General features: G+C 48.2%; 10 protein-coding genes. 1 reads left to right on the top strand and 9 read right to left on the bottom strand.

Annotated elements, in window-relative coordinates; translation table 11 throughout:
* Positions 1-35: 35 nt before the first annotated feature.
* The 5 genes from B5Z18_RS05870 to B5Z18_RS05890 all read right to left on the bottom strand — a co-directional run bounded on the left by B5Z18_RS05870 (position 36) and on the right by B5Z18_RS05890 (position 7788).
* Complete coding sequence (locus B5Z18_RS05870) at positions 36-1661, bottom strand: RagB/SusD family nutrient uptake outer membrane protein (RefSeq protein WP_143313503.1); 1626 nt, start codon at positions 1659-1661, stop codon at positions 36-38.
* An 18-nt stretch (positions 1662-1679) separates the two neighbouring features.
* A complete protein-coding gene (locus tag B5Z18_RS05875; protein ID WP_143313504.1) occupies positions 1680-4988 on the bottom strand; it encodes a TonB-dependent receptor in 3309 nt (1102 codons plus the stop codon).
* 33 nt (positions 4989-5021) lie between these two features.
* The gene (locus B5Z18_RS05880; RefSeq protein WP_079468448.1) at positions 5022-5963 is read right to left on the bottom strand and encodes a FecR family protein; all 942 of its coding nucleotides are present in this window, start codon (positions 5961-5963) and stop codon (positions 5022-5024) included.
* Positions 5964-6059: 96 nt separating this feature from the next.
* Positions 6060-6614: an RNA polymerase sigma-70 factor gene (locus B5Z18_RS05885; protein WP_079468449.1), complete on the bottom strand. Its 555-nt coding sequence runs from the start codon at positions 6612-6614 to the stop codon at positions 6060-6062.
* A 289-nt stretch (positions 6615-6903) separates the two neighbouring features.
* Positions 6904-7788, bottom strand: coding sequence for an SDR family oxidoreductase (locus B5Z18_RS05890; protein WP_079468450.1), 885 nt, complete (start codon positions 7786-7788; stop codon positions 6904-6906).
* 90 nt (positions 7789-7878) lie between these two features.
* On the opposite strand from B5Z18_RS05890, the gene B5Z18_RS05895 reads away from it, so the two are divergent.
* Positions 7879-8805, top strand: a complete 927-nt coding sequence (locus B5Z18_RS05895; protein ID WP_079468451.1) for a helix-turn-helix transcriptional regulator — start codon at positions 7879-7881, stop codon at positions 8803-8805.
* A gap of 60 nt (positions 8806-8865) precedes the next feature.
* On the opposite strand, the gene B5Z18_RS05900 is transcribed toward B5Z18_RS05895, so the two are convergent.
* The 4 genes from B5Z18_RS05900 to B5Z18_RS05915 all read right to left on the bottom strand — a co-directional run bounded on the left by B5Z18_RS05900 (position 8866) and on the right by B5Z18_RS05915 (position 15918).
* Positions 8866-10566 carry a RagB/SusD family nutrient uptake outer membrane protein gene (locus B5Z18_RS05900; RefSeq protein WP_079468452.1) on the bottom strand — a complete coding sequence of 567 codons (1701 nt, stop codon included), beginning with the start codon at positions 10564-10566 and terminating at the stop codon, positions 8866-8868.
* A gap of 12 nt (positions 10567-10578) precedes the next feature.
* Entirely contained in the window at positions 10579-13905 is a 3327-nt protein-coding gene (locus B5Z18_RS05905) for a TonB-dependent receptor (RefSeq protein ID WP_079468453.1), read from the bottom strand.
* Between the two features lie 52 nt (positions 13906-13957).
* Complete coding sequence (locus B5Z18_RS05910) at positions 13958-15217, bottom strand: FecR family protein (protein ID WP_079468454.1); 1260 nt, start codon at positions 15215-15217, stop codon at positions 13958-13960.
* Between the two features lie 134 nt (positions 15218-15351).
* A complete protein-coding gene (locus B5Z18_RS05915) occupies positions 15352-15918 on the bottom strand; it encodes an RNA polymerase sigma factor (RefSeq protein WP_133256276.1) in 567 nt (188 codons plus the stop codon).
* Between the last annotated feature and the right edge of the window lie 13 nt (positions 15919-15931).

Genomic DNA, 15931 nt, shown 5'->3' on the forward strand with positions numbered 1-15931 from the left:
TCATCCCCGCGATCAATCTACAACCAAAACAAGCCTCAATACCCCGGATTCTGCTTCAGATTATTATTCTTCTGAATCTCCGTTCTGGGTATCGGGAATAGCGTGCGGTTAATATTATTAGTGGCGGCATGCGACAACCACGATTTTTTCGTAAAGGCGCCAAACCGGATCATATCGGTGCGGCGATGGCCTTCCTGGTCAAACTCCCAGCCCAGTTCATCCAAAAACCGTCCGAATACAAGATCCGCACCGCCTTCATTGCTGAACTGATTATTCACAGCATCCTTCATACCATACTGGTAGGCACTGCCGCCTATCAGCTGGGCGCCCGTTACCACTGCTTTGGAAGGATTGGCGGAAAAATCCCTTTGCCTTACCTGTGTAACAATGGCCGCAGCCTCATCGGCCTTGCCTGTACGAAGCAAACTTTCCGCTTTCATCATCAGCACCTCGGCATAGCGGAACAGTGGGTAATCATTACTCAACCGGTTAGTGGAGCCCATCTTTATTTCAAATTTTCCTAAACGGAAACCATGCACCGATTCTCCCTTTTCCAAACCGGGTAATTCATTTACAAAGCTCAGCGGCTTACCGGCGAAATCGCCCTGCGCCACATACAACATCTGGCCGCCGGCGGTATACTGTTGTCCTTTGATCCAGTTATTCTGATACCGGGCATCAGCAGGATCAAAGGTGCTGATGAACTGGGGGATGGCACAGATGCCGCCCCAGGGCGTATTCTTCAGGTTATAGGTCGCCTGGTTTTCCTGCTGCAGTGTTTGCATATGAAGATCAAAGGCGTTCCAGTTATTGGTATAATCCTCATCCATCGGAATAGCCAGTATTATTTCTTTTGAATTCTGGTTCTCTGTTATAAACACACTTTTCTGCGCCGGTTCCAGGATATATCCCGCGCCGGATTTGATGACGCTATCACAGGCACTGATACATTTTTCCCATTGAGGTGTGCCGGTATACACGCCTGCATTCAGGTACATTTTAGCCAGCAGCGTAAAGGCTGCCCATTTGTTGAATTTGCCGTAGGTAGCTACCGTATTGTCTTTGCTCAGAAAAGGAATATTATCGGTAAGATCCTTTACGATGAATTCATACACTTCCTTACGCGTACTCTGTTCGGGCAAAAATCCTGAGGGCAAATCAAACTGTGTTACAATAGGAACATTTCCGTAAAAGTCGCACAGGATGGCATAGTACGACGCACGGAGCACTTTCAGTTCTGCAAGTGTGGCTTCCTTCCCTTCCGTAATAGGGATCAGGCCGGATTCAATCTGGTAAATGATCCTGTTACAGTTGGTGATGCCCGCATAAGTCCTGGACCAGGTTTGGTTTACCACATCATCATCGGTAGTCCAGGTATGTTTATGCAAACGCTGGTATACGCCGTCATCAAACCATCCCCACGGACGTTTGGGTATTACCAGCTGATCGCCGGTCACTTCCTGCGCCCGCCAGAGGCCATTCCAGTCAAGCAATATAAACCGCCATTGCGAGTACCCTGCACCCACCAGCGCGGCTATATCATCTTTGGTAGGATTAAACTGCGTGGAGATGATAGTGGTATATGGTGTATCTTTTAATTTGGTACACGCCGACAGTAAAACAATAACCATCAGCAGATTTATTTTACGAAGCATTTTCATACACGTGTTTTTGGAAGATTAGAAATTCAGGTTCACACCGGCGGTAAAGGAACGGACAGACGGGTACTTGTCGCGGTCGTCCATACCGGGGTTCAATCCCAACCTGTTTACTTCGGGGTCCAGTCCTTTGTACTTTGTGATAACGAAAGTATTCAGCGAGGAAACATAGAAACGGGCGCCTTTAAGATACTTGTTCTTTATCTGTGGAAAAGTGTAGCCCAGTGTAATGTTATCTATCTTCCAGAAATCGCCGTTTTCTACATAATAGCTGTTGAACTCGAGTGCATTTACATTTAATACTTTCTTTCCAAAAACAGGATCATACGCCGATTTCAGGATATTATAATTCTGGATAGATGGGTTCTCCATATACATCCTTTGCGAATTAATGATCTGGTACCCGAAAGCGCCGCGCATAGTGATACTGAGATCAAAGTGTTTGTAAGAGAAATTATTATTCCAGCCTGCATAGTATTTTGGCAAGCCGTTACCAATTACTTTCTTGTCTTCAAAAGCATGTGCAAAATTATCGTAGTTCACCGGCTTACCATCTCTTCCTTCGTATATCCATTTCCCGTTATCGTCTATATCAATCACTTTATATCCGTAAAAATCACCGATGCCTTTGCCGATGGTTACAATGTTGGTAAATGTCTGGATGGGAACCCCTGCTGCACCGGTAGTGAAGTAAGGTGTAGTAGTCTGGTATAATTCGTTGGAAAGGCTGATTAATTTATTGCTGTTGGTAGAGAAGTTAACACTGGTATTCCAGGTGAAATCTTTTGCTTTTACCGGGATAAAGTTCAGCATTATCTCAATACCTTTATTTTCCATTTTACCTACGTTCGCGGTAGTGGTGCGGTAGAGATTTGGCGGGCTGGGCACTTCATAATTATACAGCAGGCCCTTGATCCGGCGGTTGTATACATCCACACTACCGCTGATGCGGCCCCTCAGCATACTAAAGTCCAGCCCTATGTTGGCTTCAGCTTTCTCTTCCCAGCGGATAAACGGATTGGCATTGGTGGAGGGCACCAGGATACGGGACCATTTGCCATTGGTGTATACATAGTCGCCATAACCGATCAGCGGCTGACTTAAAAACCCATCCTTTGGCGGGTTCCCGGTAATACCATATCCAGCGCGCAGTTTCAGGTCATCAAACAGCCGTTGCTGTTTCATGAAGCTTTCGTTTGAAATTCTCCAGCCACCGGATACCGCCCAGAAATTACCCCAGGGGTTCTTCGCGCCAAACAACTGGCTGGCTCCTTCCCTTCTCAGGCTGGCCATCAGCAGGTAGCGGTCTTCGTAGCTATAGTTCAGTCGTCCAAAAAAACTGATCAGGTTTGATTCTGTTTTATAACTGCTGATATTCGCCAGCTGGTTCTTGATCCCTTCTCCCAAACCAATATTGTTATAGCCAAAAAGATCTGTCGGAAAATCCTGGTTGTCGGAATAGTTACCGGAAGATTCATTCTCCTGGTAGCCATATCCACCTAACAATGTGAAGTGATGCGCATTGAACGACCGGGTATATTCCGCCGTCCATTCCGTGAGGCGGTCGATAGACAGATCTGAAGCTACCGATGCAAAGCCATTCACGCCGCTTTTGATATTAGAGATATGCTTCTTCGTTTCCGCGTAACCTTTGTTGGAATTAAAGCGTGCATAGGAGAATAAGGCCGACAGCTTCAAATTATTAATAGGCCTGTAGGTAAGTGTAGCGTTCATGCGGGAATTTACATTCTTGGCTTCGCCATCGCTTTCATACAGCAATGCCATTGGATTCTCGTAATCAAAGTTGCCGGTTTGCTCGTAGAAGTCGCCGTTCTCTTTACGCACCGGTTCTGTAGGATTCCTGATTACTGTTTGACGGTAGATCCATCCGTTAAAACTATTATCGCCGTTATTATTACGGGTGTAGTTATTGGTTTGGTTCAGGATACCGATATTCAGTTTCAGTTTATCATCCAGCATGCTGTGGTTTACATCGATCCTGCCGGAGAAAGTATTGTTATCACTTTTTCTAAAGATCCCCTGTAACGCGCGATAGTTAGCAGAAGCGAGGTAGTTGGTGGTAGCATTACCACCGCGGATGGTAAGATTATGCACCTGTGTAAACGGTGTGCGGGTGGCTTCTTTCAGCCAGTCGGTGGAGCCGCCTGCATCCCAGGAAGCGAGCCTGGTGCCGGCTTTGATCTGATCCCGGTAATCCTGTGCGGTGAGCATATCCAGTTTTTTGGAGATCATTTGCGTGGTAGCATAGCCGCTGTAATCCACGGAATTGGCAAAGGTACCTTTAGCTCTTTTTGTGGTGATGATGATCACGCCATTGGAACCTCTTACACCATAGATAGCCGCAGAGGAGCCATCTTTCAATACATCCACCGATTCAATATCTTCAGGGGCTACTGTTTTCAGATCGCCGGGGATACCATCGACGATAACGAGGGGGTTGGCATTGGCGCCGAATAAGGTGGTGTTACCGCGCAGCAATATCTGCGATCCATCGGTAGGGTTGCCGCTGGGCGTAGCAACGGTTAAACCTGCAACTTTTCCCTGCAGCAGTTGTCCGGCATCCAGTACCGGGCCTTTCACAAAGTTAGCGGACTTCACAGTGGCTACGGCGCTGGTTACATCACCTCTGCGTTGCGTACCATAACCAATTACCACTGCTTCGCGGAGACTTGCTATGGACCCCTGCATCACTACGTCTATTACTGTTTTGTTACCTACCAGCGCTTCTTCATCCTGGAAGCCGATATAAGAAAACACCAGTACGGCGCCGGGATCAACGGCAATGCGGTATTTTCCCTCCGCATCTGTAGAAGTGCCTGTCTGCCCGTTTTTAACTTTTACGCTTACGCCGGGTAGAGCTTCATTCTTATCATCGGTTACCTTTCCCTGTACGGTTACCTGTTGTATGGGTATCTCATTACTGATGATTTCCGTGCGTGGGGTTTCTTTTTCCACAATAATGATCAGGTTATCTTTCTGCAGATAACTGAGCTTTGTATTTTTCAGTAGTTTGTCCAGCACAACCGACAGTGGCTGCCGGTTTGCGGATACGGACAAGCGCGTATATTCCGCTACCAGTTTATCATTGTATACAAATGACAGTCCGCTTTTCTTTTCCATCTCTGTTAAAACATCCTGCAGGGAGCGGTTTTCCAGCTGCACATCTATTTTTACTTCCCTGGCTGTTTGCCCTGTTAAGGCGCCTGCAAACAGCAATTGCGTTCCAAGTGAAATGAGTAGGAATATCCTGCAGCCGGTGCGCATCGTTTTCCGGATGGCATAGAGATGACACCAAATGAATTGCTTCATACATTTGAGAGTTTTGGTTAAAGTAAAATGCGATTAGAATTGTACTACCTTGTTCCTGATAGACCAGTTAAGTTTGTTGGCTTTAGCGATGGCGAAAAGAATTTTCTCCAATGAATCGGTGGAGCTGAAATTTGCTGTAAAACGTATTCCCTTCGTAGCTTCATCTTTAAAAACTATTTTAACATCATAAATATTCTCCAGCAGAACGGCCACGTGCTGCAGTGTTTCATTTCTGAAGGCTAACTTTCCTGTTACCCAGCCGGTTACCGCTGCGGCGTTCACTTTTCTCTTCTGCTGCGATCCGGTAGCGGCGCGGATTACCGCCTGTTCGTCCGGTAGCACCAGCAGTGGTTTTTGTTGTGAAGATGTTTCCACCGCCACCTTTCCACGTATAACCGTTACAGTTATTTCGTCCAGTGCTTTGTATGCCTGTACATTGAATACGGTACCCAGTACTGCTGTTTGTATACCATTGCTTGTTACTGTAAAGGGATGCGCCTGATCGGTGGTTACGTCAAAACAGGCTTCACCTTCCAGCAATGTTACGGTTCTGTTCTCCTTAAAATTTTCCGGGTACCGGATACCTGAACCTGCATTCAGCATTACCATTGATCCATCCGGGAGCGTTACTTTCAATTGCTGCCCCCTGGCGGCCGACCTGGTAACATACTGCAAGGCAACAGTAGCGGTGCTTTGATAACGCAGATATGCCCATGTACCCAATGATAAAATAACAATAACGGAGGCGGCTACACGTAATAGCACCGGAAGATTAAAAAAATTTTGTCTTTTGATTTGTCCATCGATGCGGTTTTTCAACCGCTGCATCACCAGTTCCCTGTCTGCCGGCAACTCCTCCCCGCTTCCTTCTTCTGAAAGGCGGTCGAACCACTGCTCCATCCACTCTTTTTGTTCCGGCGTACATTTCCCTTCCAGGTAAAGTTCCAGCAGCGTGTTAAAGTCTGTTTCATTCATAACGGCTGTTTTTCTTTGTATAGGAACACGTGGTTAATATAGAAGTGTATAAAAAGAAGGGATGGTAGTAGATAACCTGAATATTTTTTTGAGAAATTATACATTCAGTTTCAGATGCAGGTATTTCAATGCGTTGCTGATCTGCTTCTTCACTGTTTTATCAGAGATATTCAGTTTATGCGCAATTTCTTTATGAGAAAGTTCTTCTGTTCTGCTAAGGAGAAATACCTCCCGCATTTTCAGCGGCAGCTTATCTATTTCACGGTTTACCAGCAGGGAAAGCTCATTGGCGGCCAGTTGCCGTTCAAAGAGATCGTCTGCCTCCGTGAAGAGGATGCTCCAGGATTTGCGGAAATGATTTCTTTTGATTTCCTGGCGGATGTACCGGAAGCCGCCATACCGTACGCAGGAGTAAAGATAGGTATACAGGGAATCTACGTTGTGCAGGTTGCTGCGGCGTTTCCACAGGGACACAAATATCTCCTGCAGGATATCCTCCGCTTCTGTGGTATCCTTAATTGCCTTTACCAGGTAGCAATACAGCTGCTCCCAGTAACGCATATAGATCACGTCAAAGGCTTCCTTGCTATCCTCTTTCAGCAAATTTAAAAGAATATCGTCTGCATATTGTTGAAGATGCACACCATTCATAAGTGGAAAATTAACATAAACGTGAAACCTGTCTTTACCTACGGCATTCTGTTCCTTCCCGGAACGTGAGAATTATTAATTGTCTAATATACAATTAATAGTAATTGACCAGTTATTTTTTTCCAGGTTTTTTAAAATTATTACGGGAGATATGATGGATAGGGGCTTTCGGGGAACAAATCAATGGTTAATTGATATTTTATATTAATTGTCGTTTTTACACTAAATACATTACCCGGAAGAATATCTTCCGGGTACGGGGTAATATAATAGCAAACATCTGGTCTTATTATTTAAACCATTCCGCATAATCTGCAAAAAAAGCGGCGGTAGTACGCGCCGGCTTACCCAACACCTGCTGCACATCGCTGCTTACATAAGCGGCGTCGCCATTCCGCTGCACTTCCGTATAGGCCATAAAGGTTTGAATGGCCCACTGCGGCATCCCCTTCATTTCCATCCGTTCCCGGGCTTCCTCCAGGGTAAGCGGTACATAGGTCACCTTGTGATGAATCACTTCTCCTATGATATCAGCCAGCTGCCAGTAGTTGAGCGCTTCATCGCCGGTAAGGATATACGTTTGCCCCGCATGCTTTGCCGGCTCTTTCAGCACGGTAAATGCCACTTCCGCAATATCCCGGAGATCGATGTACGCCCGCCTGCCATCGCCGGTGGCCTCGTAAATACCACGCTCTTCTTTTACCCGTTTTGAAAACTCCCCCAGCCAATTCTGCATAAAGCCGGTCGGCTGCAGGATGGTCCAGTTCAGGCCGGAAGCTTTCAGCAATTCTTCCACTTCCTTATGCGACCGCCCGATAGCCGATTGTACAATGTGCGCGGGCGAGCTTTTCCCGGCCGCCGCAGAGGATAGTTTCACGAAGTTTTTCACCCCTGCGGCTTTGGCGGCGGTAATTACATTGTGCTGCTCCTCTACAAAGCTGGTACCCATACCGGATACCAGGAAAATAGCTGCGCTATTCTTCAGGGCGGCAGGCAACGTTTCCGGCCGGCTCATATCCGCGGCTACCCATTCTACAAAAGGCAGGGGTTCCGCTTTGCCCAGGTCGCGGGTTACTGCAATGGTAGGCATCTGCGCCTGCGATAAAAAACCGAGCAACGCCCTGCCTATTTTTCCTGTTGCACCAAACACGGTGCGGTACGGTGTGTTTTCCATTTTTATGATTTAATTTAGATCCAAAGTTACCACCCGTACATCCCGGCTGATAACGCATAAGGAACACTCACCAACGCAAAAAGAAGTATTATGATCCGCAGATGCCAGGTAACCCATAACGCCCACAAGCCGCCCGTGCAGGAAAAGCAACTGAGTATACAGGACCCTTCCGGGTTCCGCATTCAACTGGAAGAGATCACTTTTAACGGCGTGGATCTCCGCTGGGGAAGTTACATTAACCACGATGCAAGGGTGCTGTCCTTTCGTCCGGATAAGCAAGCCATCGTATCACACTTCAGGATCCAGGATGCCAGCGCTGCCAACACACACGCCATCCGCGAAAAACAGTTTGTGGTATACCGCGAAACGCCGGAGTCGTACGACCTTTTCATTCCTCCCACCAATAATAAAACACGCTCCTTCTTTGAACTGATTGTTACGGACGATTTCTTTGATCACATCTTCACGGAAGAAAGCCGCTTTATGGAACGGTTCCGTGGGTACCAAACCTTTAATAGGCCTGCACCGGAATTTACTGCGCAAATGCTACCGGCTATGCACAGCATCATCCATGATATGCAGCATGCTCCTTACAGCGGCGCATTAAGGGCCACCTACCTGGAAACAAAAGCCACGGAGCTGTTCCTGATGCAGGTACTGCAACTGGATCAGCCATCGCCGGTTCCTGCGCGGTTAACACCCGGCGATACAGAACGGCTTCACAGCATTAAGCACTACATCGATCTGCACTACGAAAAACCGCTTTCTATAATGGCGCTGGCCCGTACTGCCGGCATCAACCAGATGAAGCTTAAAAACGGCTTTAAAGCCCTGTTTAATACCACGGTGTTTGGCTACATCTCAGGATTGAGAATGCAGGAAGCAAAAAGATTGTTGCTGGAGGAAAAAATGTATGTAAACGAAGTGGCCGACCGGATGGGCTATAAATACCCGCAGCACTTCACGGCTGCCTTCCGGAAAAAATTCGGCCTGCTTCCGAAAGATCTCAAAAACTAAGCTGCCCGCTGTAAACACAACGGGCAGCAGACAGGATGACCAGGTATTTATCTCCGGAAATTAATACCCGGGATTTTGTACTATCAACGGATCTGTTTGTGTTTCTATATAAGGAATCGGCCACAGGTAATCCCGCGCAGCATTAAACGTACGCACTTCCACCACCCGCATCTCTCCTTTGTTGGGCACCGCGCTGTAATCGGCAATCCCGTTGGCATCTATCTTCGGGGCTGCAGCAAGCCAGCCTCTCGGCACGCGGCCATAAAATGGTCCCTTCATCACTTTATCGGCAATCTTCCAGCGGCGGATATCAAACAAACGGAATCCTTCCATCGACAATTCATACAGCCGCTCTTTCCTTACAGCGGAACGCAGCGCTTCCTGCGTGCTGCCGGCAGGAATGTCGGGCATATTTACACCCGGCCGCTTCCTTACTGCATTAATGGCCTGGTATAAGGTGGCATCCAGCTCGTTGGCTTCTGTTTTTGCCTCTGCGTAAATAAGCAGTACTTCCGCATACCGCGCCAGGGTCACGTTCATGGTGGACTGGCGTATGTTGTCTTTATCTTTCATATCCACATACTTGCGCCAGCAGTAGCCGCTGAAAGATGCATAAGCGTTAACGGCGTCCTGGTTCACAATCCGGGTAGCCGGATTGGTGTTGTAGTTCCAGCACTTGAGACTGTCCTTATGCGTTTCAAACTGGTAGTTAAAAAATATAGATCCCGGAAGCGCAACGGTATAACCCAGCCGCGGATCACGGTTTTCAAAAGGTTTTTGCGGGTTGAATAACGGCGACTGATCAATGGTTAAGCCGTCGGTACATTCGTAGCTGTCGACCAGCGACTGTGAAGGAATTTTATTGGAAGCGCCGCCGGCATTCCTGCATAAAAACGGATACGGACCTACCCAGGTTACCACCGGCAACTGGTATTGCAGGCTTAATATCACTTCAGGCGAATTTCTTCCCTCATAGGAAAACAGCCTGGGATAGCTGTCGTCCAGCTTATACACGCCGAGGTCCATCACGGCTTTGGCGGCATCTGCAGCAGTTTTCCACTGTTCGTTATACAGTGCAGCCCTGGCTTTAACTGTTAGTGCAGCGCCTTTGGTAGCACGACCAAAATCTGTAGCCGGGTAAGTGGCAGGCAGCCAGGCAGCGGCGCTGTCCAGTTCTTCCAGCACAAATTTAAGGATGGTTGCTTTGTCGCTCCGCGGCACCTGTGCATTTTCCAGTGTAAGCACGTGCGTTACCAACGGCACACCGCCAAACATGGACAACAGCTGCTGATACATATACGCACGTACGAAACGTGTTTCGCCCATGCTGCGCTGATACAACGCCGGATTCGTTACCGCTCTTACTTTTTCCGCATTGTCCAGGATATAATTACAGCGGCCAATCACCTTATAATAGTTGCTCCATACGCCTTGTGTAACCGTGTTATTGGCGTCATGATTACCGGTGCCTATTTTTTGCAAATCGCTGTTATTCCTTTCGTAGCCAATATCGCTGGTGGCATCCAGCAGTAAAACCAGGGGCAGTCCATCCAGCTGACCAGGGTCATTTTCCTTGTCCATTGGCTTATTCAGCCCTTTATACAGCCCGTTCACCGCCAGGAGCAGTTCATCCTGGTTCTTGAAATAATCGGCGTCGGAAGGGCCGGTTAAAGGATCTTTATCAAGGTAGTCTTTATTACATGCCTGTATCCCTAACAGGGTAACAGCCGCTATCATCCAACAGGTAAAACGCTTTCTCATGATTGCTGTTTTTTAGAAATTTACATTAACACCAAAACTGTAAACCTTTACAATGGCATAGTTATCGGCCACGCCCACGGCGGTTTCCACATCATAGCCCGGCCAGAATTTACTGGACGTAAACAGGTTGGAACCATTTACAAATACCCGCAGGCTGTTGAGCCGCATGGTTTTCACCAGGTTGGCCGGCAGGGTATATCCTATTTGCAGGTTCTTCAAACGCAGATAGGCAGCGCTCTTCATCCAGAAACTGGAGATCTGCTGGTTGTTGGTACCGCCAAACACCAGCCGTGGAAATGCAGCATTTTTATGTTCCGGTGTCCAGTAGTCTTTGAAGCGTTCCTGCGCTGTACCACCTACAGAACTTACATAAAAAGGCATGATGCCGGCGCCGTAAATCAGGCCGTCTACTTTACCTACGCCCTGCAGAAAAGCGCCCAGGTCGAAGCCTCTCCACGATGCGTTTAAGCTAACGCCGTAAGTATAGCGGGGAATGGTGTTGCCAAGAATTACTTTATCACTTTCATTGATGATGCCATCGCCGTTCTGATCTTTGTATTTAATATCGCCGGGGGCAATGGTACCAAATTGTGTGGCATGTTTTGCCACTTCATCTGCATCCTGGAAAAATCCTTCTGCCTGTAATCCAAAAATGGAGTTCACGGGATATCCTTCCCTGCTCACGGTTACAGCCGATTGATTAATACCATGCATATCCACTACTTTATTTTTCACATCAGATACGTTAACGCCGATGTTATATTTAAAGTCGCGGATTTTACCATCGTAGTTAATGCCAAGTTCCCATCCTTTGTTACTTACTTTTCCCGCGTTCTGGTAAGGCGCTTTCAAACCCGTGATCAGCGGGATGTTCAGCAACAGCAGGATATCTTTTGTTTTGCTGATATAATAATCTCCTGTTACCGAGAGATGGGAAAACAGGGTCACATCAAATCCTACATCACTCATCTCGGTACTTTCCCAGGTGATATTCCTGTTCGCCAGGGCGTCCAGCGTGGCGGCGCCAACTATTTGTCCGCCGAGCGAATAAGAGCTTAAATTCACCACCGTGGCAGAGGGATAAGTTCCTATGTTCTGGTTACCCAGCCGGCCCCATGATGCGCGGAGCTTTAATTCATTCACCAGCGGTTTCAGGGGCGCCATAAATGGTTCCTCTGAAATACGCCATCCGGCAGATGCAGAGGGGAATACGCCCCACTTGCGGCCTTCTGCGAAACGGGAAGATCCGTCGTAACGGGTATTGATTTCGAGCAGGTATCTTTCTTTGTAGTTATAGTTGATCCTGCCGAAAAAAGAGCGCAGCGACCATTCTTCGCCGGCGCCGCCGTTATTCATATTGGTAGCCGCTCCGGCATCCAGTATAGGATAGTCGGGTAAAATGTAGTTGTCGCGGTAGGCTGTAAATCTATCCTGGCGGTAGCTGTTCTGTTCTGCACCGGCCAATATTTTCAGGTCGTGTGCACCGTATTTTTTCTGGAAGGTAAGGGTACCGCGCATGTTATTGTAAAACTGCCGCTGACTGGAAACGTCCAGTGTGCTTACCTGTGGCCACTTATAACTGGGCGTGCCATCAGGATGATAGGTTTGCAGCACCTTACTAAATTTGTTCGTATAGGTTTGCACGTATTTGGGTGCAATGTTAATGGAGGCGGTAAGCCATTCTACCGGCTGGTAATTCAGGGTGGTGTTAATACTTCCCCAGGGGGCGCTTACGCGGTTCAGGCCACCATCGCTGGCGGCAGCAGCGGGGTTGAGGCCCACCCATCCTTCCCCGCGGGTACCATTGGCATTTACGGCCAGCTGGTTGGGGGAAATATTATTCATGTAAGCAAAGATCGCATCAGCGCCTGCTGACGGTTCGGTGGTTACCGGGCTGATATACTGCAGGTCAAACTGCATGTTTAATTGCTTCGAAAAAATAATATCGGTATTACTGCGGATGGTAAGGCGTTTAAATTCGCTGTTATCCATCAGTCCTTTCTGATCAAAATACCCCAGTGATACCAGCATTTTTACTTTATCCGTACCGCCGTTCACCGTTAAAAAATGGCTCTGCTGAAAACCGGAGCCTGTTAACACAGCCTTCTGCCAATCGGTGTTCGGTAATGAATCAGAGTTGCCGTTTCCCTGCTGCCGGTATTTTTCCAGCAATGCATCGGAGTATAACGGGGTACGGCCGGAATTTTTATAAGCTTCGTTGGCGAGCAGCATATAATCCAGCGCGTTGGTGAGGGCAGGAAGATTGGTGGGTTTCTGCCAGCCTACATAGTTGTTGTAGTTAACAGACAGCTTATTGCTTTTACCTCTTTTGGTAGTTACCAGTATTACGCCATTGGCTGCACGCGAACCATAAATAGCTGCTGATGCCGCATCTTTCAACACGCTAACGGAAGCGATCACATTAGGATCGATGTTGTTGATGGAACCTTCCACACCATCGATCAGTACCAGCGGATCGGGGTTCTTCAGGGTACCCCATCCGCGGACACGTACCGTACCACCATCGCCGCCGGGCTTGCCGTTGCCCTGTGTGATGGTAACACCGGGCATGGTACCCTGTAAGCCTGCCGTGGTTTGCCCTACCGGCCGCGCTGCCAGCACTTCGCCGGATACGGTGGCTACGGCGCCGGTGAGGTTTACTTTTTTCTGGGTACTATATCCTACTACCACCACTTCCACCAATGATTTGGGGGTAACGGACAAAGGTATACGAAAAAAATTTTCACCTTTCACAGGTTGTTGTTTTGTGAGATACCCGATACTGGAAATAGTGAGCACATCCTGGTCTGTTACATTGGGCAATGAAAACTTTCCGTTTCCATCTGTAAGTACGCCTTTTGTAGTGCCTTTGATGCCTACCGTTACGCCGGGCAAACCTGCGCCGGTGCTATCTGTAACGATGCCCGTAATGGTTTTCCCCGGTGAGCTGCCTTCCTGTGGTGAAAGCTTTCCGCCGGACGTGGTATTTTTTTTGATGACGACGGTGCCATATTTAATCGTGTAAGTAAGCGGAAGATCTTTCAGGCAGATCTTCAGGGCTTCTTCCAGTGATTTGTTGGCGATATTCACACTGAGCGGCGGCGCATCTTCCAGTAATTTTTCATCGCAGATAAACTGGTAACCGGTTTGCTTGCTGATAAGATCAAATACTTTATCCAGCGGCATTTTACTGACGGAAAGTTTTACGGTTTGAGCGCCGGCGGTTAGTGATGCTGCCAGCAGCAGCCAGGTGGTCAGTTTGATCACCAGCCATGTTCGTTGTTTAGCCGGCATACGGCTCCTGCTCCCGTGGGAGTGCGCAATAGTAAACAGTTCCATACTATCTTTTGGTTGAGTTTAAATAATTCATACGTGGAGTAGTACTCCTGGTTTATTTCATAGTGGCGGGCATTACGGTGATACGGTTTCCTTTGACGATAAAATGCACCCTTCCGGTTTGCTCCAGCAGTTCCAGCAGCTGTGTTACATTTTCCTTGCGGGTCATACTGCCAAACAGCTGAATACCGGAAAGATCGCCTTCGTATTCGATGTCCACATCATACCACCGGGCTATCTGCCGCATGATAACGGTGATATCTGTTTTGCGGAACCTGAACTGTCCTTCTTTCCAGGCCATTACTTCTTCCATATCCGGACGTGTAATTAAAAAATGGTCTTCCTTTTCAGCGATGCTTGCCTGCTGACCGGGCTTCATCATGGTAGTAGCGGCCCCCTGTGTAACGCTCACAGCGCCTTCCAGCAGGGTTGTTTTTACGCGGGCTTCATCGGTGTAAGCCATTACGTTAAAGTGCGTGCCCAGTACTTTCACCTGTACACCGGATGTTTGCACGATAAAAGGTTTCGCGGCTTGCTGAGCAATTTCAAAATAAGCTTCCCCGGTGAGGCGTACTGTTCTGTTACTGCCCGCAAACGCCACGGGGAATGTCAGCGAGGAAGCGGCGTTCAGCCATACCTGGCTGCCGTCGGGCAATACTACCTGGTACTGTCCGCCTTTGGGCGTACGGATGGTATTGTACTCGGGAGCAGCGCTGTTACTGCCTGCGGCGTGATACGCGAGCCGGCCGCTGTCCAGTTTAATGATACGGGTATTCCCCTGTTTGCCTACGGTGCCTGTTCCTGCATTGTCCAGCACAATAGTGCTGCCATCTGCCAGGATCAGCTCTGCTTTATTACCTGTGGATATGGGTGATACTGTTTTTTTGGATACTAACGGCGCCGGGCCTACGTAATAATAGCGCCAGGTGTAACCCGCTGCCAGTATAAATGCTACTGCTGCTGCCGCGGCCATTGTTTTATAAAAGGTGCGGATTTTTTTCCGGGAGATATGATAACGGTTATCTGCCTCCTGGACAGGTTGTTGCGCGGAGTCGTTTGTATCCTCATCATGATCTTTCCGGGTGAGCGCCTGCCGCAGTGCTGCGGTTTCCATCACTTTATTAAAAGCCTGTTGCAGATCTGGGTGAGCGGCATCAGTATACCTGTCTTCCGCCAGTATGGCTGCAATCATTTCTTCCAGTGCCGGCCCGTTACGATCCGTCTGCATCAATGCCTGCAGGCGCCTGGTTTCTTCCGGTGTAATCCGGTTGTCCAGGTATTTCTCCAATAAATCTTTTAACTCATCGTGTAACATAAAACCGGATGCAAGCACAACACTCTCATGAAGGGTTGTATAATAAAGACGAAAAAAGAACGGGCGGGAATCCTTCTGTCGCCGGAAAATATTATTCTTCGTTTAACCGGCAACGTTATCACCTGTTTCCATACTTATGTAACATGCTCTGCTCTCCCACCCATATACTTCCGGATGGCGGCAATGGACCGTGCGATATAATTTTTGGAGGTGACCCTGGAAATATTCATCTGCCGGGCTATTTCATCGTGCGACATTCCCTGGAAGCGGCTCAGCCGGAAAGCCAGTTGCATTTGTGCGGGCAGCTGATTGATGGCTGCATGCAACTGGCCTTCGAAATCCTTTAGTTCCAGTTTGTCCTGTGCAGAGGGAAGGTCTGATGCCATGTACACGTGGTGTCCTTCTTCCTGCACCGTAGGCAATACCCTTTTCCGGAATTCATCCAGGATCAGGTTTTTCGCCGTAGTATACAGGAAGGCGTCGAAACGGTTTACCGCCAGCAGGCGTTCCCGGTTCATCCAGATCTTTATAAAAATTTCCTGTGTCAGGTCTTCTGCCAGGGCAGGCGACTTAACAAATTGCAGGGTGTTGGCATACATCTTCCCCCAGTAACGGTTAAACAACCGCTGGAAGGCGGGCTGATCCCCCGCTGCCACACGCAGCAACAGCTCTTTTTCATTATGTGGACTATCTATCGGCAAGGAAGGTCATGGA

The organism is Chitinophaga ginsengisegetis, assembly GCF_900168065.1.
Lineage (GTDB): Bacteria > Bacteroidota > Bacteroidia > Chitinophagales > Chitinophagaceae > Chitinophaga > Chitinophaga ginsengisegetis.